At 31.4% G+C, this 21,248-nt stretch carries 18 protein-coding genes and 1 tRNA gene; 10 read left to right on the forward strand and 9 right to left on the reverse strand.

Features of this window, described 5'->3' with window-relative positions:
* The first annotated feature begins 6 nt into the window (after positions 1 to 6).
* From H2650_RS12250 to H2650_RS12265, 4 genes are all read left to right on the forward strand, one after another.
* A complete protein-coding gene (locus H2650_RS12250) occupies positions 7 to 2,439 on the forward strand; it encodes a DUF262 domain-containing protein (protein WP_188051108.1) in 2,433 nt (810 codons plus the stop codon).
* Between the two features lie 3 nt (positions 2,440 to 2,442).
* Positions 2,443 to 5,493, forward strand: coding sequence for a type I restriction endonuclease subunit R (locus H2650_RS12255; RefSeq protein WP_188051109.1), 3,051 nt, complete (start codon positions 2,443 to 2,445; stop codon positions 5,491 to 5,493).
* The gene (locus H2650_RS12260) at positions 5,493 to 6,188 is read left to right on the forward strand and encodes a M48 family metallopeptidase (RefSeq protein ID WP_188051110.1); all 696 of its coding nucleotides are present in this window, start codon (positions 5,493 to 5,495) and stop codon (positions 6,186 to 6,188) included. Before H2650_RS12255 ends, H2650_RS12260 begins: the two co-directional genes overlap by 1 nt.
* Before the next feature lie 129 nt (positions 6,189 to 6,317).
* Entirely contained in the window at positions 6,318 to 7,979 is a 1,662-nt protein-coding gene (locus H2650_RS12265; protein ID WP_188051111.1) for an ATP-binding protein, read from the forward strand.
* A 979-nt stretch (positions 7,980 to 8,958) separates the two neighbouring features.
* Here H2650_RS12265 and H2650_RS12270 read toward each other — a convergent pair.
* Positions 8,959 to 9,032, reverse strand: a tRNA-Met gene (locus tag H2650_RS12270).
* A gap of 153 nt (positions 9,033 to 9,185) precedes the next feature.
* Here H2650_RS12270 and H2650_RS12275 point away from each other — a divergent pair.
* Both H2650_RS12275 and H2650_RS12280 read left to right on the forward strand, forming a co-directional pair.
* Positions 9,186 to 9,578, forward strand: a complete 393-nt coding sequence (locus H2650_RS12275) for an START-like domain-containing protein (protein WP_188051112.1) — start codon at positions 9,186 to 9,188, stop codon at positions 9,576 to 9,578.
* Positions 9,579 to 9,633: 55 nt separating this feature from the next.
* On the forward strand, positions 9,634 to 10,473 hold the full coding sequence (locus tag H2650_RS12280; protein WP_188051113.1) for an aminotransferase class IV: 840 nt from the start codon (positions 9,634 to 9,636) through the stop codon (positions 10,471 to 10,473).
* On the opposite strand, the gene H2650_RS12285 is transcribed toward H2650_RS12280, so the two are convergent.
* The 5 genes from H2650_RS12285 to H2650_RS12305 form a co-directional block, all read right to left on the reverse strand.
* Positions 10,470 to 11,030: a YqgE/AlgH family protein gene (locus tag H2650_RS12285; RefSeq protein ID WP_188051114.1), complete on the reverse strand. Its 561-nt coding sequence runs from the start codon at positions 11,028 to 11,030 to the stop codon at positions 10,470 to 10,472. The two genes, H2650_RS12280 and H2650_RS12285, sit on opposite strands and share 4 nt — an antisense overlap.
* A gap of 118 nt (positions 11,031 to 11,148) precedes the next feature.
* On the reverse strand, positions 11,149 to 11,421 hold the full coding sequence (locus H2650_RS12290; protein WP_026706853.1) for an HU family DNA-binding protein: 273 nt from the start codon (positions 11,419 to 11,421) through the stop codon (positions 11,149 to 11,151).
* A gap of 179 nt (positions 11,422 to 11,600) precedes the next feature.
* Entirely contained in the window at positions 11,601 to 12,548 is a 948-nt protein-coding gene (gene fmt, locus H2650_RS12295; RefSeq protein WP_188051115.1) for a methionyl-tRNA formyltransferase, read from the reverse strand.
* Positions 12,548 to 14,443 (reverse strand): ATP-dependent DNA helicase RecQ, encoded by a 1,896-nt coding sequence (locus H2650_RS12300; RefSeq protein WP_188051116.1) that lies wholly within the window; start codon positions 14,441 to 14,443, stop codon positions 12,548 to 12,550. The genes fmt and H2650_RS12300 overlap by 1 nt, the downstream gene beginning before the upstream one ends.
* A 61-nt stretch (positions 14,444 to 14,504) precedes the next feature.
* Complete coding sequence (locus H2650_RS12305; RefSeq protein WP_188051117.1) at positions 14,505 to 15,044, reverse strand: ATP-binding protein; 540 nt, start codon at positions 15,042 to 15,044, stop codon at positions 14,505 to 14,507.
* 145 nt (positions 15,045 to 15,189) lie between these two features.
* Between H2650_RS12305 and H2650_RS12310 the strand changes: the two genes are divergently transcribed.
* The 4 genes from H2650_RS12310 (at position 15,190) to H2650_RS12325 (ending at position 18,656) form a co-directional block, all read left to right on the forward strand.
* Entirely contained in the window at positions 15,190 to 15,474 is a 285-nt protein-coding gene (locus tag H2650_RS12310; protein ID WP_188051118.1) for a DUF493 family protein, read from the forward strand.
* 86 nt (positions 15,475 to 15,560) lie between these two features.
* Positions 15,561 to 16,286 (forward strand): DUF4290 domain-containing protein, encoded by a 726-nt coding sequence (locus H2650_RS12315; RefSeq protein ID WP_188051119.1) that lies wholly within the window; start codon positions 15,561 to 15,563, stop codon positions 16,284 to 16,286.
* A gap of 78 nt (positions 16,287 to 16,364) precedes the next feature.
* On the forward strand, positions 16,365 to 17,675 hold the full coding sequence (gene murA / locus H2650_RS12320) for a UDP-N-acetylglucosamine 1-carboxyvinyltransferase (RefSeq protein WP_188051120.1): 1,311 nt from the start codon (positions 16,365 to 16,367) through the stop codon (positions 17,673 to 17,675).
* A 111-nt stretch (positions 17,676 to 17,786) separates the two neighbouring features.
* Entirely contained in the window at positions 17,787 to 18,656 is an 870-nt protein-coding gene (locus H2650_RS12325; RefSeq protein ID WP_188051121.1) for a cation diffusion facilitator family transporter, read from the forward strand.
* A gap of 75 nt (positions 18,657 to 18,731) precedes the next feature.
* Here the strand turns inward: H2650_RS12325 and aroQ are convergent, their stop codons facing one another.
* From aroQ to H2650_RS12340, 3 genes are all read right to left on the reverse strand, one after another.
* Positions 18,732 to 19,145 (reverse strand): type II 3-dehydroquinate dehydratase, encoded by a 414-nt coding sequence (gene aroQ, locus H2650_RS12330; protein ID WP_188051122.1) that lies wholly within the window; start codon positions 19,143 to 19,145, stop codon positions 18,732 to 18,734.
* Positions 19,146 to 19,409: 264 nt separating this feature from the next.
* Positions 19,410 to 20,060, reverse strand: coding sequence for a hypothetical protein (locus tag H2650_RS12335; protein WP_188051123.1), 651 nt, complete (start codon positions 20,058 to 20,060; stop codon positions 19,410 to 19,412).
* 544 nt (positions 20,061 to 20,604) lie between these two features.
* Positions 20,605 to 21,168: a porin family protein gene (locus H2650_RS12340; protein ID WP_188051124.1), complete on the reverse strand. Its 564-nt coding sequence runs from the start codon at positions 21,166 to 21,168 to the stop codon at positions 20,605 to 20,607.
* Positions 21,169 to 21,248 lie beyond the last annotated feature (80 nt).

Raw genomic sequence — 21,248 nt, forward strand, 5'->3', positions numbered from 1 at the left:
TATATGATGTCAGAAAATTTAGGAAAAAAATATTCGTTTTGTCAACTTCTTAAGAATAGTGACAGCGCTATAGTGATACCTTTGATCCAACGCGATTACGTTCAAGGGAAAAAGAATAAGAAGGAAGTTCGTCAGGACTTTTTAAAGACATTGTTCGATTATTTCGAGAAAGGACAAAATCAAGATTTGGATTTTGTTTATGGTTATAGTAAGGATAATGAATATATACCGCTTGATGGTCAGCAAAGGTTAACAACTTTGTTTTTACTTCACACATATTTAGCAGGGATAAATGGTAATGAAAGTAAGAGTGAGTGGGTTGAATTAGTTAACAGAGATAATCAATTTAAATTCAGGTATGAGGTCAGAAGAAGCTCGACTGAATTTTGTAAAGGATTGGTGAATCAAGGCATTAATTTTGTTGAATTTGAAGAGCGTGAAGATAAAGATATAGGTTTTGAGAAATATGTTCAAAACCTTCATTGGTATAAACTTTCATGGAATTTAGACCCTACAGTTTGCTCTATGATTAATATGTTATTTGAAATTCATATAATGTTCAAAGACAAGCAGCATTTCTATGAGTTATTGTTTTCAGATGAGAATCCAGTTTTAACATTTCAATTTTTAGATCTAGAAAATTTAAAGCAAGGCGATGAGTTATACATAAAAATGAATGCTAGAGGTAAAATGTTGACTTCATTTGAAAATTTTAAAGCAAGATTCGAAGAAAAGATCGGACTTATATTTAAAGATAAGGATGAAAGTAGAACTCTAAGTTATGATGATGTTGTATTGGAATTAAACACAAAAGAGTACTTTTCATTTAAAATTGATTCAGTATGGAGTAACCTTTTTTGGAATTATAGACACTTGGTTGGTGACCCCAATAATTATGACGATGAAATTTTTAATTTCATCAAAGAAATATTACTATACCATTTTTTTAAAAACAATTCAGATTCTGTAATTTTAGATGAAGTTTTTAAATCTAAATTAGAAACTTTTAATCAGCTTAATGATTTTGAGTTAATTAACAAAAGAAGTATAAATTATCTGATTGAAGTTCTAGATGCTTTACAATATGACAATAATGGAATCAAGACGTTTTGTTCAAATAGATACTTTGATGAAGAAAAATTATTTAAATTAATTCTCGAGCGTAAAATTCAAAATCCTGATAGAGTTAAATTCTATGCTTATCTACAATATTTATTGAACAAAGATTTTGAAAAAAGTGGTTTACAAGATTGGATGAGGATAGTTGTGAATCTTGTTGAAAATAAAATAATTAATTCGCAAGATATGATTGTAGCCGCTTTTAAGAGTATTGATAATTTGGTTTTACATGCCGATGTTATAATAGAGTACTTAATCAAAAATCCAAGTATTTCTTTTTTTGAAGCAAATCAGGTCACAGAAGAAAAGATTAAAGCTCAAATATTGAAAGAAAATCCAGATTACTTTCACGATTTATACAGGATCGAACAAAGTACATTCCATGCTGGTCAAATAGGTTATTTATTGGAGGTTTCTGGTGTATTAGATAATTGTGACTTCTTAACGAATTCTCTTGTAGACCCTAGTATTTTAGAAAATATTTTCCAAGATCTAAAGTTATACAGTCAAAAAGCTATTGCTTTATTTAATTTTCTAGACATTAATGAAGATTTCCTATTTGAAAGAGGAATGCTAACCTATGGGAACTATTTAATTAAAAAAGGCGATAACCAATATAATTTTAGTTCTAGTAAAAAAGCAGCAAATTATGAAAGGGATTATAGTTGGAAACGAATTCTAAGTTTAGACTTTAAAAACCTAGCAGGTAGTAGTTGGTCGAAAAAAAGGAAATTATTTTACCAATTATTTGATGACTCAGAATTTGATTTCTCTAATGTAAAGAAATCTTTGAAAAATAGAATTCACAATTATAACCAAGTAGATAATTGGAAATATGATTTTATCAAAGATTCACGTTACATAGAAGCATGCAGACAAGGTTTTATCTATACTAAAAATAAATTTAAAGATATTCAATTATTAAATGCTTCTCAAATGAATCACTTGAGAGTTGATTATCATGTTTTTAAGTTTTGGAATGAAACGGATTTAGGAAATTTTGAAAAGTTTAGCCATTGTCTACAATATGTAAAAGGTAATTACGAGATTCCATGCGTCTCGACAAATGGTATAATGTTGAAAAAGAAGAATTATGCTGTGCAATTTTACAATATGGAAGATAATGATTTCTATGTTAGACTCTATAAGTTTAAGGGCTATAACAGAATAGAAGATTATGATGATGAGTTGAAAGGTCTGTTAATTGATTTAGGATTATTATGGAACGATAGTGAATACAATAAAGGTTTCTCATTTAATTCTTCAAATTATAAAAATGTAACTTTAAAGTATTTACAAATTTTAACAAGTTTTAATTAAACCATGATCAACCCAATAGAACGTATTACCCAAAACCGCATCATCCAATTGTTTACAAAGCAATTGGGCTACACGTATTATGGCAATTGGGAAGAACGTCCCAACAACAGCAATGTAGAGCAAACGTATTTAAAGGTATTCCTGCATAAGCAAGGTTATGCCGAAGCATTGGTCAATAAAGCCATTGCTGAAGTGGCTCAATTAGCTAATTCTAGCAGCGGTAATTTGTATGAACGCAATAAAAAAATGTACAACTTGTTGCGGTATGGTGTAAAAGCGCGTCCAGAATTAGGAGAACAGTTTGATACCGTTTTCCCTATTGACTGGCAAAATTGGGAAAAGAATGATTTTGCCATTGCAGAAGAAGTTACTTTAAATAATACCGAACACAGCCGCAGACCTGATATTGTATTGTACATCAACGGAATTGCCATTGGAATTTTAGAATTAAAACGAGGAACCGTTGATATTGCCGAGAGTATCAGACAGAATATTTCTAACCAACAAGGAAAGTTTTCCGAATGGTTTTTTACTACTACGCAAGTTGTTTTGGCAGGAAACAATACGCAAGGATTACGCTACGGAACCATTGAAACACCAGAGAAGTATTATTTGTCGTGGAAAGAAGACGAACAAGAAAATACCGACTACAAACTGGACAAATACCTCCAAAAACTCTGTAGCAAAGAGCGTTTGTTGGATTTGATTTATAATGGAGTTATTTTCGATGCAGGAGTTAAAAAACTACCTCGTCCGCATCAATATTTTTGTTTAAAAGAAGCGCAAGATTTTGTAAAACGCAGAGAAGGCGGTATTATTTGGCATACACAAGGTTCAGGAAAATCATTGATGATGGTAATGCTGGGCAAATGGATTTTGGAAAACATCCCAAATTCCCGCATTGCAATTATGACCGACAGAACGGAACTTGACGACCAAATAGAACGAGTTTTCAATGATGTTGGTGAAACCGATATTGCAAAAGCCAAATCGGGGAAGGAACTGATGATGTATTTGCAATCGTCGCGACCAAGATTAATTTGTTCGTTGATTCATAAATTTGGATCGAAAGGCGAAACCGATTACGACACCTTTATTAAAGAATTAAAAGACAATCCCATTCAAACGCAAGGCGATATTTTTGTATTTGTAGATGAATGCCACCGTTCGCAAGGCGGAAAATTGAATGAAATCATGAAAGCGGCATTACACAATGCGGTTTTTATTGGCTTTACGGGAACTCCTTTATTAAAACAAGATGCTAAGACTTCACAACAGGTTTTCGGTCGCTACATTCATACCTATAAATTCAACGAAGCTGTTGTCGATGGCGTAGTAAAAGATTTAATGTACGAAGGACGTTCGATTGAACAGAATTTGACTTCTCAAGCAAAAGTGGACCAGTGGTTTGAAGCCAAAACTGCTGCTTTAAACGATTTCCAGAAAAACGAAATCAAAAAGAAATGGGGAACGATGCAAAATGTTTTGAGTTCTAAAAGTAGAATGGAGAAAATTGTTGCCGACATTCTAATGGATTTCAGCACCAAATCACGTTTAAAACACGAAACGGGTAATGCCATTTTAGTTGCTTCTAGTATTTACGAAGCGGCTAAGTATTATGCGTTGTTTCTGAACACAGAATTTAAAAATAAATGTGCAGTCGTTACTTCGTATAATCCAATGGCGCGAGATGTTAGCATTGAAGACACTGGAGCAGATACCGATACCGATAAAGAGTTTATTTATAAAATTTATACCGATTTACTGAAAGACGTCAGTCCAAAGGGTAATAAATCGAAAACAGAAACCTACGAATCAAACGTTAAGGAACAGTTTAGAAAAGAACCAGCACGGATGAAGTTGCTAATTGTAGTTTCAAAATTACTAACTGGTTTTGACGCACCGCCTTGTTCTTATATTTACATTGATAAAAAAATGCAAGATCATACCTTATTCCAAGCTATTTGTCGCGTAAACCGATTGGATACCGATGATAAAGATTATGGTTATATCGTCGATTATATGGAACTGTTTGGCAAAGTAACTGATGCCATTGATGTTTATACTTCCGAATTAGATAGTGAAGGCTTTACCAATGAAGAAGTAAATATTCAGTTAAAAGATCGAATTAAAGCGGCAGCAGATCGATTGGAAGTAGCGATGGAAACGGTGGAAGCTATTTGCGAAAATGTAGATAGTCCAAAAAATGATTTGAATTATATTCGTTTTTTCTGTGGTAATACAGAAATCGCCGAAGAATTAAAAGGCAATGAATACAAGCGTATGGCGCTATATAAAGCCATCGTAGAATATATTAGAGCCTACACAAACATGGCTGCTGATTTTGAAAATGCAGGCTATGATGCTAAAAGTATTCTGAGATTTAAAACCAAATTAGAAGATTATTTAAGTGTCAGAGAGTTGATTAGAAAAGCCAGTGGTGAAACAATTGATTTGAAATCGTTTGAAGCCGATATGCGTTTTTTAATTGACACTTACATTAGAGCCGAAGAATCAGAGAAAATCACGCCTTTTGATGACATTTCCTTGTTAGAATTGATGGAAACGAGTATGACTGATGCAATTGCTTCTATGCCTGCTTCAGTGAGAGGAAACAAGGAAGCTGTTTCTGAAATCATGGAAAATAATGTGCGAAGTAAAATCGTGGAAGACCATTTACTAGATCCTAAGTATTTTGATAAAATGTCACTTTTGCTACAAGAATTAATCGAAGCTCGAAAAAGAGAAATGATAGACTATCAAGAATATCTTATCCGAATGGCTGAACTAACTAAAATGGTTAATAAGGGACAGCAAGAAGATATTCCCAAAGCATTGAATTCAAAAGCAAAAGTTGCGTTGTATCATTTGTTAGAAGATGAGCAACTGGCTATGGTATGTAATGAAGCGGTTCACTATGCCAAACAAGATGGCTTTAGAGAAAATATGATGAAGCAGCGTAAAGTGAAGAAAGCAATCAGTGATATCGTTGCAGACGATGAATTAGCTAGTAAAGTCTACCAAATTATTGAAATTCACAAAGACGAGTATTAATGAGTAGTACTAAAGTAATTATTGGATCAGTTGCCGTTGAGGTTCAGTTTAAACCCATTAAAAATTTACACTTGAGCGTGCATCCACCTTTTGGAAAAGTGACGGTGTCGTCTCCTGATTTTTATGATTTAGAGAAAATTAAAATTTACTTGGCTACTAAATTGGGTTGGATAAAAAGAGAGCAAAGGAAAATTGCCAGTCAAGATCGCGAAACAGAGAAGTTATATCTTACTAAAGAAAGCCATCAGCTTTTTGGAAAGAGATACCTATTGGAAGTCGTAGAAGCAAAAAGATCTAAAATAGTATTACAGCACACCAAAATTATTTTACACGCATTAAAAGACGCTACAGTAGCGCAGAAACAAAAAACACTCTACAATTTCTATCGTAAAGAGTTGCGTTTGAAAATAGAAACCCTAATAGATCTTCACGCAACTAAAATGGAAGTTACTTGCCCGACTTTTAAAATACAAAAAATGAAAACTAAATGGGGTAGTTGCGCTGCTGCATCCAACCGATTGCTGTTTAATATTGAATTGGCTAAAAAGCCTTTGGAATGTGTCGAGTATATAGTAATTCACGAATTAGTTCATTTACTGGAAAGAAAGCACAATAAAAACTTTATTCTATTGATGAATCGATTTATGCCTGACTGGAGAGTGCAGAAGAAAATTTTGAATGAGTTGCCAATTTAGAATTATTACTTCTAAGAAGTAGAAGTTTTTGCATTTTTAAATTTCAAAATTATAATAGACTATGTTTTCACTACGACACACTCTGGCAGTGTGTCGTTTTAGTTTTGCAGTATACTAAAACGCAAAATTATGAAAGTCAAAGAAATTACTATTTTAAAAGCCGTAGAAAAAGTTCATCAAGTTTCAAAACATGGTAAGTTAGATTTTGATAGATATATTGATGTGCTACCCGAAATACGTCATATTTCAGCTTATTTTCAAATTAGCGATATTCAAAGTATCCTTGTTTCTAGTTTTATTAGTTTGTCCTGTTTTGACGAAATTGAGTTGAACGAATTGATTTCTTATTTAGGTGTAGAAAAAATTGGTTTACTAACTCATTTGAGTGATATTGAATTCTTAGTTGACAAAAATATATTAGTTAAGGAGAAGCATAGAAATATGCTTCGTGGTGACTATTGTATAAGGAAAGATTTGTTAGAATTTCTGGTTTCTAATAAAAAAATCCCTACAGAATTGATTTCAATGCAACCTAAAGAAAATACTTTTTATACCTTTTTGAAAGATTTAGATATCTTAAGTGATGCTAAAGACGAAAAAGAAATTCGCTACACTAGTTTTGTATATAGATTCCAAAAATTATTGGAGGATAATCGTAAATTTCCATTAGTTAATTATGCGTTTGAGAATTTAGAAGCTATCGATTCTTTTGTTTTTTTTGATACCATAATTGATGCCATTTCAATAGGTGATAATAATTTTAATACTGCTTTTCAAAAAACGGTGGATGATTTTACCAATAGTAAGAGTGATACATTTAAATATGTTTCTAATTTTATTTTGGGAAAAACCAAGTTGAACAAATTGAATTTGGTAGAAAAAGACAAAAACGAATTTGCCAACAGGCACCACCTAAAGTTATCAGTAAAGACAATAAAAATGCTTCACGATTTAGAAGGTATTGTTTTTCTTCAAAAAAACAGTAACAGTGACAAGCTTATTTATCCAGATATAATTCAAAAAACAAATTTGTTTTACAATCCTTTAGAAAAACAGTTGCTAGAGCCTATTGTAAATAGTATGTCGCATTCGTCATTTTCAAATTTACAAAAACGATTAAAAGACAATCATCTTCCAGTAGGAGTGCCTGTACTTTTTTATGGTGCGCCAGGAACAGGCAAAACAGAAACGGTATATCAAATTGCCAAGAAATACAAAAGACCAATATTTAAAGTAGAAATCTCGGAAACCAAATCGATGTGGTTTGGCGAAAGCCAAAAACTAGTTAAAAAGATATTTACGGATTATTATGATTTCAAGAAACAAGAAAAAGTATGTCCGATACTTCTATTTAATGAAGCCGATGCCGTAATAGGAAAACGAAAAAGTGCTGGTTCTTCCAGTGTTTCCGATACCGAAAATGCCATTCAGAACATTCTCTTAGAGGAACTGGAGAATTTTGATGGAATTCTGTTTGCCACGTCAAATTTGGTTGCTAATTTGGATCCTGCTTTTGAGAGAAGATTTCTTTTCAAGATAAAATTCGATTCACCATCTTTAGAAAACGCTGTTAAAATTTGGAAAAATAAATTACCGACAATAACTTCTAAAGAAGCAATTCATTTGGCTAATAGTTATAATTTCTCAGGTGGTGAAATGGGAAACATTGCCCGTAAATGTATCATGGAAGAAGTGGTCTTGGGTAACAAATTAACTTTCGAAAAAATTATCTCTTTTTGCGATTCCGAGAAATGGGAGAAAAGTAGTGTTACTACTAAAATTGGATTTTAACTGTCGCCTTTTGGTATAGCCTAGCAATATATTTGAATTTTAACCTTTAAAAAAAACAACTACTATGTCACAAATGATTAGCAAAGACGGTGAATTAATTAGAATTTGCCCTAAACAAAGTAATAAAATTGAATACTCAACCACTTAGGGAAGTTCATGGCACACCCGTTATTTTGGATCTTCATATGATCAATTCAATGATTTAACCGATGTGGGAAAATAGCTGTTGGCAAATACCTCCAAAGGGCTTTATTTCTCAACTACTAATGGCAGAAGCTGCCACAAAAGACGATAATTGATTAGTAGGTTTTTGAACCTCTCTTTCTTTTAGAGTTTCTTGGGTATGATTATTAATTTTAAGGAACTGACAATCGCTATCATAAGAACTTTTACTGATATGGAAAACTGAATTTTGTTTACAAAACTTGATATATAATTAGGATTTTAATAGAGTAGATCAGCGCAGATTACTTTTCTTTAACAAAGAATTAATGTACAATAATATACAAAAATGATTTGGATATTAGCCTTTTATGTATACTTTTATATGAATCAAGTAATTTTTTTATACCTCTTAACCTTAGGGAAATCTTAAGGTGTTCTATAATATTTAGATTTTGTTCTTTTTTAGCTTCTGAAATAATTTATTTGAAAAGAAATTGCATTCTTTTGCATATACATGGTGTATAAAAGTATTGCTTGAAATAAATGTGAGTACAGAATATTGAGTAATTCGATGTTTTATTATAATCCAGATAGGAATTGTCTGTGTGTATTCAATCAAAAAAATCCTGAAAAAGTTTTGGTTAGCTACAAAAAATCTGTCTTTAATTGAATTAATATTACTAAAAAAAAACAAGTCTTTAAAACGAAAAACGTCACTCCCCCACGTCACTCCTCTTAGATGAGGTCTAGTTTTTAAGGGAATTTTCTAAAATAAAAAACCCTTAAACAGTTGTTGTTTAAGGGTTTGTTTTCGTAGCGAAGACGGGAGTTGAACCCGTGACCTCAGGGTTATGAATCCTGCGCTCTAACCGACTGAGCTACCTCGCCAAATATTCAAGTTTTGTTGTCCTTGAATGCGGGTGCAAATATATAAATTATATTAGAGCGTGCAAACATATTTTGAAGAAAAAAAAATATTTTTGTAAATGTTTTTTTTTTGTAGTTATATTCTATATATTTCGGAAAAATTAAAAGCATCTCATGGATCAGAAAGTACGTTACGAAATCGAGTTTCCTATAAATTCTTCGCCTCAATTATTGTATCAATATATATCCACTCCTTCAGGTTTGTCGGAATGGTTTGCCGACAATGTTAATTCTCGTGGTGAATTTTTTACTTTTATTTGGAATGATTCTGAGGAAAAGGCTAGATTAGCTTCTAAGAAAACAGGTGAAAAAGTAAAATTTAAGTGGGTAGATGATAAAGGAAAAGATACAGAGTACTTTTTTGAATTGCACATCTTAGTAGATGAGCTTACAAAAGACGTTTCTTTAATGGTAGTCGATTTTGCAGAAAAAGACGAACTCGAAGAAGCTACTTTACTTTGGGAAAATCAAATTTCAGATTTAAAACATCTAATTGGTTCTGTATAGTAAAATCATATTTTATGACTTATATTTGCCCTGAATATTATTTAGGGCTTTTTTTATGATTAATTTTAATGGATCTATTGTATCACAGGATACCAATGTACTAACTCATAACCGTGCTTTTTTATATGGTGACGGTGTGTTCGAAACAGTTAAAATTGTAAACAATAAAATTCTTTTTCTTGAAGATCATTATTTTAGATTAATGGCTTCGATGCGAGTTGTTAGAATGGAGATTCCTATGAATTTTACAATGGAATATTTTGAACAACAAATTCTTTTAACTTCAAGCGAAAATAATTTTGGTAATTCTTCTCGAGCCAGAATTACTGTTTATAGAAATGACGGCGGATATTATTTGCCACAAAATAATACAGTATCCTTTATAATTCATACGTCAGTACTAGAGAATAGGTTATATTTTATCGAAAAAGAGCATTATGAAGTAGATTTGTACAAAGATTTTTATATTACAAAACAGCTACTTTCGTCAATTAAAACAACTAATAAAATCATTAATATTACAGGAAGCATATTTGCTGATGAAAATAGTTTAGATAACTGTTTGTTATTAAATGATAGTAAAAATGTTGTTGAGGCACTACAAGGAAATGTATTTATGGTATTGGGTAATAAGTTGATTACACCGCCAATTTCTGAGGGTTGTTTGAACGGAATTATGAGAAAACAAATACTTGTCTTAGCAAAAAAAATAGAAGGGTTAGAGGTTTTAGAAGAGATTATTTCTCCATTTGATCTACAAAAAGCAGATGAATTATTTGTGACTAATGTTATAAAAGGAATTCAACCGATAACTAAATATCGTAAGAAGAGTTTTGTAATCAATAGAGCAACGCAGTTATTAGGGAAACTTAATGAAATGATAAGCGCTAGTTAATTTAAATAAGGATTTTCAGGCGCATTTAGCCATATAAGATATTCTCCACCCAATTCTTTGATTTGTTCTTTCCAAAAATGAGTCGCAGATTTGCCTATTATTTTATTTTCATATCTATTGGAGTTGATGATCCATGAGTGACTTTCCATTTCGCTTTCTAATTGTTTTTCATGCCATCCTGTATAGCCTAAAAAGAAACGAATATTGTCATTACTGATTTCTCCTCTATTGATAAGTTCTTTGGTAGATTCGAAATCACCTCCCCAATAAATACCATTAGAAATTTCAATACTGTTCGGAATTAAATCTGGAATGTTATGTATAAAATAAAGGTTGTCTTGTTCTACTGGGCCGCCATTATAAATTTTAAAACGCGCATCAATCTCTGGAATTAAATCATGAATGGTATATTTTAAGGGCTTGTTGATTATAAAACCAACAGATCCTTCTTCATTATAGTCAGCTAATAAAATCACTGATCTATTGAATGATAAATCACCTATTATTGTTGGTTCTGCAATAAGTAAGTGGCCTTTTTTTAATTTATCTGTAATCATAGGATTTTATTTTTTAATAAATTTAAGTTTTTTATTATAATACTGCCAAATAAAATCGTTAAAAAGTATAAAAAAACCTTCCATATGGAAGGTTTAGATTATATAGAAGCGAATAGAATTAGTTTACTGCACCTTCTAATTCAGCTCCTGCTTTAAATTTAACTACATTTTTAGCAGCAATTTGAATAGTTTTTCCTGTTTGAGGATTTCTACCATCTCTAGCAGCTCTAGCAGAAACAGACCATGATCCGAAACCTACTAAAGATACTCTTCCACCTTTTTTCAAAGTCTCTCCTACATTTCCTAAAAATGATTCTAAAGCTAATTTTGCTGCAGCTTTTGTAATTCCTGCATCAGCAGCGATAGCATCGATTAATTCTGATTTGTTCATAATAAATAGTTATTAATTGTTGGTTATACAAATTGTTAATACACAAATTTAGTAGGAAATACGTTCCTTGCAAGCGTTTTGTGTTAATTTAATTTATTTTGTTGATAACTTATTTTTTTTGTTGATAAATGAATGCTTTTTTTCTTAATAAAGTTAAAAAAATCCCATTTTTATTGACTTTAGTGCACTTTTGCCTCTTCAGAAAATGATATTCCATTCAGTAATTCTGAAGTGCTCATTTTCTTCTTTCCTGGAAATTGTAATTGTAAAATTTGAATAAATCCATCTTTAACTGCAATTTTCATTTCTTTTTTAGTGCAAATTATGCTTCCGATAGCGTACTGGTGTTCCTCGTTAATAAGATTAGCTTCGTATATTTTTACGTTCCACTCTTCGTTTTTATCTGCAAAAAAGCACCAAGAACTAGGATATGGACTTAAACCTCTAATTAGATTATTAATTTCTAATGCAGATTTTGTCCAATCAATTTTGCAGTTTTCCTTATTGAGTTTGTAGGCTGTTTTAATATCCGAGTCTTCTTTCTGAATGATAGTTGCTACATTTCCTTTTTCAATTAATTTTAAAGTGTCAATAACCGTATGACTTCCTAGTTCCATAAGTCTATCATGCAAATTACCTGCACTTTCTGATTCCTGAATCGCTAATTCGGAACTCAAAATCATTGCGCCAGTATCAATTTTATCATCTATAAAAAAAGTAGTTACTCCAGTTTTTGTTTCACCATTTATAATTGACCAATTTATGGGTGCTGCACCGCGATAATTAGGAAGTAGTGAGGCGTGAAGGTTAAATGTTCCTAGTGAAGGCATTTCCCAAACTACCTTTGGTAACATTCTAAAGGCGACTACAATTTGTAAATTGGCTTGTAGCGCTTTTAATTCGGATAAAAAACCCTCGTCTTTTAAGTTTGTAGGTTGTAATAAAGGGAGGTTATTGGCTAAGGCGTAATCTTTTACTGCTGAATATTTTATTTTTTGTCCACGGCCAGCAGGTTTGTCTGCCGCGGTAATAACCCCTACAACTTCATAGTTGTTTTTAAGTATAGTATCTAGAATTCCTACTGCAAATTCTGGAGTACCCATAAATACAATTCGTAATTTTTCCATTATGATTTTAATGTGTATTTGTTATTTGGCTTTACCAAAATTGTGTTATTTTCTAATAGATCTTGAAGTACAAATATAACTTCCTCTGGACTATTTTTAGTCTTATTTTGAATTTCTCTTGAATTTAAATCTTCCGATTGTAATAATTGAATTATTTCTTTACCAAGAGATGTAAAATCTTTTTTCTGAATTTTCTTAGTGATGCAATACGAGCAAATACCACAATTCACCATTGTTTTTTCTCCAAAATAATCTAAAATCAATTTGTTTTTACAAACTGATTTCTCGTTAATATAATGAACTACCGCTTGAAGTTGCTCTTTTTTTAACTGATTTTGGTTTTCTAAGTGTTTAGAAACCCTACTGATAGTTCTCTCATCTTCTCGAACTTCATTAAACACTATAGTAGCATCATTATTTTTAGAATGAAATGCTATGATATCTTTTTCTTTCAATTTATGTAAAACAGCTAATACTTGAGATTCTTTATGATTCGATTTTTTTGCAATTAATTGTAAGTTAAAAGCCGTTTGCATTTCGTAAATTCCAGGATAGGTTCGTAGAATAGCCAAAATAATTTCTTCATCATTTTGATTTAAACTCATGTATCGAATTACTTCTTTGGACGGAATAAGGAACTGTAAAGTTATTTTTTCTGAAAATTCCTGTGATAAAGTGATGATTCCTTGACGGTCAAGAAATTGCAATGCGTTATAGGTTTTTAGGGTAGGAAATTCATATTTTAAACAAAAGTGATGCAAATTAAAAGTAAACTGCTCATTGATTCCTTCTCCATAAGCAATTTGAAAATAATTGTTAAGCTTGATGTAAACTGAATTTAAAAATTTTTTATCTGGAAGTACATTTATAAATTGACTTTCAGCTTGGATAATATCCGAGGAACTAGTTAGCAATACTGCAAAAGCTCTTTCTCCATTTCGGCCTGCACGTCCTGCTTCTTGGTAATAATTCTCCATATTTTCGGGTAATTGAATATGGATAACTGCTTTTACATTGGCTTTGTCAATCCCCATTCCAAAGGCGTTTGTTGCTACAATAACCTGAACTTCTTCATTCATCCATAATTGCATGTTCTTGTCTTTTTCTTTAGACGAAAGTCCACCGTGATAATAGGTAGCTTTAAATCCTAAAGATTGCAATTGTGAGGAGATGTCTAAACATGATTTTCTGTTTCGAACATAAATTATAGAAGGTTGTGGGTTTTTTTTAAGAATTTGTTCTATCCTAAAAAGTTTATCTTCCACTTCAAAAACCATGTAGGCGATATTCTCTCTTGCAAATGATTTTTCAAATAGTTTTGGCTCGTGTAATCCTAACGCACTGATAATGTCTTTTTTAACTCTTGGAGTTGCGGTTGCTGTAAGGGCTAAAAAAGGTGTTTTTGGAAAATGTTTTTTTAGTGCTGAAATTTTTAAGTAAGCGGGGCGAAAATCATGACCCCATTGTGAAACGCAATGCGCTTCATCAATAGTAATTAGATTTATAGGTAAAGATTTTATACGTTCTAAAATCCAATCTGATTGTAATCTTTCTGGAGATAAATACAAGAATTTATAATTACCAAACTGGCAATTGTCTAGTAAATCGATTAATTCTTCGGAACGTATGGCGCCAGTTAATGCAATTGCTTTTATATTGCGCTTTTGCAAATTTGCAACCTGATCTTTCATCAGCGCAACTAATGGCGAAATGACTAAGCATATTCCATCATTCATTAAAGCCGGAATCTGAAAACAAATAGATTTTCCGCCTCCAGTTGGCATTAAAGCAAAAGTATCATTACCGTCTAAAACAGCTGTGATAATTTCTTTTTGAAGCGATCTAAATTTGTCGTGTTTCCAATACTTTTGGAGTAAGGCTAGTGCTTCGGGCATATAGTACAGATTTCAGTTCCTTTAAAAAAACCTTAAAACATAAATAACTAAGAAAGTTAGATTATTTAGAAATTTCATCTAATATAAAAATAATTCTGTTATCCATGGTGTCTTTTGGAACTTCTATTAATTCATAACCGTAATTTTTATAGGTTTCTATAAGATGGGTATTGATCAATTTTGCCTGTTCAAAGTTTTCATAACGCGCTTCGTCACTGATGTAAATTTCTTCCCATGGTGGAAGAATAAAAATTTTAGAGTAAGTATGTTCTCGGCACGCAGTATCAAAGCTAGCCGGATAACTATCACCGATATAGTGCATGTAGGCCAGCACATCAGGAATTCCTCTGTCTATAAATACCACATCATGCGATTCATTGTAGGCATTTACGAATTGTTTTTTTCTACCCTCCAGCAATAATTCGCTGAATAATAAAGGTTTTTCTAAAAACAACTGTTCAATTCCTTGTTTTTTTGCTTCCAAAGTAACTTCCCGAGAAATTTCGGGATAGCAACAATATCCTTTCGCGACTAATCCGTCGATAATAGTAGATTTACCTGTTCCAGGACCGCCAATAATAACTATGATTTTTGTTTGCACTTTTAAAAAATAAGGCGCAAATTTACTTAAACTAATTGGAATTTGAAAAAATCATTTGTTTTAAATGGGATTAGTTAAAAAATTATATTTCAAAATTCATAATATAGGTTTGAAACAGTATCTTTGCTAATATTTTAAAAACACTATGGATAACAAGACTAAAGAGTTCTATGATAGGTTAAAAGTAGAGTTGGATTTGAGTAATACTTGGCCAGCAATCTATTTATTCAAATTTATTGTACCTACAGAAAATGATAATATAGCGCGTGTAGAAGCTGCTTTTGATTGCATGGGCGCAGTTATCAATACCAAAAAATCTAAAACTGGAAAATTCACTAGTATTTCTGTTGATGTTACTATGAAAGATTCTCAAGAGATAGTAGATAAATATCTAGAAGTTTCAACTATTGAAGGTATCATTTCCCTTTAAATAATTAAGATGATTTAATTGGCATAACCGATTTTAATTCATAAATCGTTTCAAAAGTCAGTTGAATAAAAAACATAAATTCCAATATGAATTCAAAGTACATTAAAGAAAATGCAAATGATATTGTTCATCATTTGGAATACAATGCAGAGCGATCGCATTTAATTATTCCAGAATACGGTAGACATTTGCAAAAATTGATTGATCAAGCAACTCAAATAAAAGATGATGTAGAGCGCAACAAAGCGGCCAAATACATTATACAAGTTATGGGAAGTTTGAATCCTCATTTGCGTGATGTTCTTGATTTTCAGCATAAATTATGGGATCAGCTTTTTATAATGTCTGATTTTAAATTAGTGGCAGATTCTCCTTATCCAATTCCATCTCGTGAAGTTTTACAACTCAAACCAGATGTTTTAAATTACCCACAAAATTTCCCAAAATACAGGTATTATGGTAATAACATAAAATACATGATTGATGTGGCAAATAAATGGGAAGATGGAGATATGAAAAGTGCTTTGGTCAAAGTGATTGCCAATCACATGAAGAAATCTTATTTAAGTTGGAACAAAGACACTGTTAAAGACGATGTGATTTTTGAACATTTATACGAGCTCTCTGATGGGAAATTGAATTTGCTTCAAAGTAGTGAGGAGTTATTGAATACCACAGATTTATTGAGAACTAATAAACGAGTTTCTAATAAAATTTTACCGGTAGGTCAGCCTAAAATTCTAAGTAATAAGAATTCAAAAACGGGTAAACCTAATCCAACGCATAAAAATCAAAATAGAAAACCTTTGTAACACAGTTTAGGCAAAAATCACTCTTAATTTAAGTAGTAATATAATGCCTTAAACAATAAACTCATAACCTTAAAAAAAATGGGAATTTTTAAAATAGAAGGCGGTATTAGTCTAAAAGGTGAAATTACACCACAAGGAGCAAAAAATGAAGCTTTGCAAATATTGTGTGCTGTTCTTTTGACACCTGAGAAAGTAATTATTAATAATATTCCTGATATTATCGATATTAATAAACTAATCACTCTTTTGGGTAATTTGGGCGTTAAAACCCAAAAAAATGGTTCAGGTTCTTATATTTTTCAAGCAGATGAAGTGAATATGAGTTACCTAGAAACAGAAGCATTTAAGAAAGAAGGCGGCTCGTTGAGAGGTTCAATTATGATTGTTGGGCCACTTTTAGCACGTTTCGGTAAAGGATATATTCCAAAACCTGGAGGAGATAAAATTGGTCGCAGAAGATTGGACACCCATTTTGAAGGATTTATTAATCTTGGTGCTAAATTTAGATACAACAGAGAAGATCATTTTTATGGTGTAGAAGCTCCAGAAGGATTAACAGGTGCGAGTATGTTACTCGATGAAGCATCGGTAACTGGAACTGCTAATATTGTTATGGCAGCTGTTCTGGCAAAAGGAATGACTACAGTATATAACGCTGCTTGTGAGCCTTATTTACAACAGTTGTGCAAAATGTTAAATTCTATGGGTGCTAAAATTACTGGCGTAGGATCTAACTTGTTGACAATTGAAGGAGTAGAGCGTTTGGGAGGTTGTGAACACCGAATTCTTCCTGATATGATTGAAATAGGAAGTTGGATTGGTCTAGCAGCTATGACAAAATCAGAAATCACTATCAAAAATGTAAGCTGGGATAATCTAGGATTAATTCCGAATACATTTAGAAAATTAGGGATTACATTAGAACGCAGAGGAGATGATATTTACATTCCTGCTCACGTAAATGGGTATGAAGTAAAAACGGATATTGATGGTTCTATATTAACTATTTCAGATGCACCTTGGCCTGGATTTACGCCAGACTTATTGAGCATAGTTCTTGTAGTAGCAACTCAGGCAAAAGGAGATGTTTTAATTCATCAAAAAATGTTTGAAAGCAGATTGTTTTTCGTTGATAAATTAATTGATATGGGAGCTAAAATTATGTTGTGCGATCCGCATCGTGCTGTAGTTATGGGCCATGATTTTAAATCACAATTAAAAGCAACTACAATGTCATCTCCGGATATTCGCGCTGGGATTTCATTATTAATAGCGGCGCTTTCGGCAAAAGGAACGAGTACTATTCAAAATATTGAACAAATCGATAGAGGATATGAACTAATAGATGAACGATTGAGAGCTATTGGAGCACAGATTATTCGTGCCTAAATAACATTAATTATATAAAATTTCGTTTAAGTAAACCTATAGAATTTGAATTTAAAATCGAATTCGGTTTACTTAAACGATTTTAGTTTTAATACCTCACATAATAAAAGCATGTCAAGCGAACAAACTGCAATAAAGGCTACCTATTTTAGTATCATTGGGAACACTTGTATGGCCATTATTAAAGGTTTGGCTGGTTTTTTTGGAAATTCTTATGCTTTGATTGCAGATGCAATTGAATCAACTACTGATATTTTTGCTTCTTTCTTAGTATTGTTTGGAATTAAATATTCTAGTAGACCAGCAGATAAAAATCATCCGTATGGACACGGAAGGGCAGAGCCACTAATAACTTTTTTGGTAGTCGGTTTTTTAATCACTTCGGCTACAATTATTGCTTACGAAAGCATTATAAACATTCAGACGCCACATGAGTTGCCGAAACCTTGGACGTTAATCGTTCTTGGAGGCATTATTATTTGGAAAGAATATTCTTTTAGAGTAGTCATGAAAAGAAGCGTGCAAACCAATAGTTCGTCTCTTAGAGCTGACGCTTGGCATCATCGTAGTGATGCCATAACTTCTGTGGCAGCTTTTCTAGGAATTTCAATTGCTTTATTTTTAGGTAAAGGATATGAAGCTGCTGATGATTGGGCAGCACTATTTGCATCTGGTTTTATTTTGTATAATAGTTATCAGATATTTAGACCTGCATTAGGCGAAATAATGGATGAGCATTTATATGATGATCTAATTATTCAAATTAGAGCTGTCTCCTTAGAAGTTGAAGGAATTATTGATACTGAAAAGTGTTTTATTAGAAAAGCCGGAATGCAATATCATGTTGATTTGCATGCAACTGTAGATTCTACAATTACGGTTAAAGAAGGGCATTTCCTTGCTCATAAATTAAAAGACACATTACGAGAAAGAATACCAGAATTATGCCATGTGCTAATTCATGTAGAACCTAATGATTAAAGCAAAATTCTACCTTAATTTTGAAAAAAGATCTAATTTTATTTTAATAATTTATTGTATTTTATAAGTAATAATTTATAAAAAAGATTGAATTGCTAATTGGTAACTTTTTAAACCAAAGCCTAGAATAACACCTTTGGCATTTCCAGAAATGTAAGATTGATGTCTGAAGCTTTCGCGAGAAAAAGTATTAGAAATGTGGACTTCTATAACTGGAGTTGTAATTGATTTTACAGCGTCACCTATTCCAATAGAAGTATGGGTATAGGCTCCAGCATTCAGTATAATACCATCAAATGAAAATCCGTACTCTTGAATTTTATCGATCAATTCGCCCTCAATATTACTCTGAAAATAAGAGAAGTCAATAGTTGGAAATTGTATTTGAAGCATTGTAAAATATTCTTCAAAAGTTTGGTTTCCGTAAACGGCTGGCTCGCGTTTTCCTAACAAGTTTAAATTGGGTCCGTTGATAATGCATATTTTCATAGAAAGTGTTTCTTGTAAAAGTAAAAAAAAATATCTTCATTACTAAAAAAAATATTTTTTGAAACATTGATTCCTTAATGAATTAAGTAGCATTTTTAGAATGTTAAATAAAGTTAAGATCTAAATTGTAATCTCTATTAATTGTTCCTGCTTTAATTATGAATAATGTCTAATCTTTTTTTCTTAGGAGGATATTAATTGTTTATATAAAAAAAATCCCGTTCTGAATTTTCAGAACGGGATTTAATATAATGATTGTTAGGACTAGAATTGGTATCCAAGTCTAACTCCACCAAAAACATCAGTAGCTAACGTGTTCCCTTTACTACCTGGAGTAGTTGTAGTGTTTGTAACGTTACCAACTTTTGTTGAATTTTTAGCATCTTTTAAATTTTCAGTCATAAAGCTTAATCCAGCTTCAACTCCTAAGTATACTTTTTTAACGATGTAGTAATCTGCACCAGTAAAAACTGCAACTCCAAATCCTGAACTTTTTTGTTCAGATTTATTGTAGTTCCCATTGTCAAAAATAGCATCTGTAGTGTTTTTTCCAAAACCTAACATTAAATCAGCTCCACCATAAGTAGACAATCTGTTTGTTCCAGCAAAATGCTTTTCAACACCTAATTTTACTGTGTTTGCTGCTGTTTTTTTAGTAGTTGTAAGTGTACCAGCAATAGCTTCAGTTTTTTCATTATCCAAACCTAAACCAACTCTAAAAGCTAAATCATCTTTTAAGAAATATCTGAATTTCACACCACCACCATTTAAATCAAAATTAGCTGCGTTTAATCCACCAGTTAAAAGTACTTCAGTTGTAAGTGTACCAGTTGTTGGTTTGTAAGAAGCATCTTCTTGTGCGTTAGCTGCTTGAAAAGCGAAAAATCCTACTGCGATTAAAAAAATCTTTTTCATCTTAATTATTAATTTTTGTTATTTGATAACTTTTGCTCTGTGCAAAATTTTTGCAAAGGTAGATATAAAGATCTTATTTTTATTACTTTTTAATGTTAAATCTTCAATTTTTTGAAAGTAAAATACTATATTATTTTTAAATCATTGATTTATAACACATAAGGTTACTGGTATTGATTTCTTTTTTAATCTAATTTCATGTTTTTTTTTATTTACACGATTAATCTTTCAAAAAGTAATTCAAATAATTTTTAAATTCATAAATAGTTGCATCCTATAATGTAATTTGAATCATTTTTTTTATATCTGAAATTCCATTTAATCATCAGTATTAAAGAATTAGTTGTATTCTGAAACATACTAAAAACTTGCTTGAAACTATTTTCTAAAAGTTATTCCTTAATTTTTATCAAATTTATTTCATTAAAAAATTACTCTTTAATAAAGAGCATTATTAATAAAATTAGAGGATTATTACTGTTATCGATAAAAAAAAGCCGTTACAAATTATGTAACGGTTTTATCTATATTTAAATATTTTTTATTAGAATTTAAAACCTGCTGAAACTTGAAGTACTGAGTTCTTAACTTGAGCCTCTTTCGAAGCATCTGTAAGTCCTAATACATAACGTCCTTGCAGAAAAAAGTTTTCAGTAATGTTTAAACTTAATCCACCAGCTAAGCCAAAGTCAAAAGTTTCTGCATTTTTTGCATCAAATTTATTTTTTTCACTTACTAAAAATGAAGCTTGTGGACCAAGATCTAAACTAATGGCTTTATTTAAGCTTATTTTAGCCATTACTGGTATAGACAAATAACCTAATTCATTTTTAAAATCTTCAATGGCATTTTTGTAGGTAGCGCCTTCAGTGGAATATAATAATTCTGGCTGTATTGCAAAACCATCTGTTAGTTTTAATTCTACTAGCAAACCTACATGATAAGTAGTTATAGCGTCTGTTTTGTAATTTTTGCTATTTACTGTAATATCACTTCCGGTTTGATTGGCGTAATTCAACCCTGCTTTAAATCCAAATTTGACAGCTTGTGCATGTAAAGCTGTAAAACTGAATGTTAATACAGCTGCTAAGATGATTATTTTTTTCATAATTTGTTTTTTTATTTATTAAAATTTCGATTCGAGATTAAAACTCTATAAACTTAAAATTATTGTGTTTTTTCTATTTC

This window comes from Flavobacterium sp. GP15 (assembly GCF_014281985.1).
GTDB classification, from domain to species: Bacteria; Bacteroidota; Bacteroidia; order Flavobacteriales; family Flavobacteriaceae; genus Flavobacterium; species Flavobacterium pygoscelis.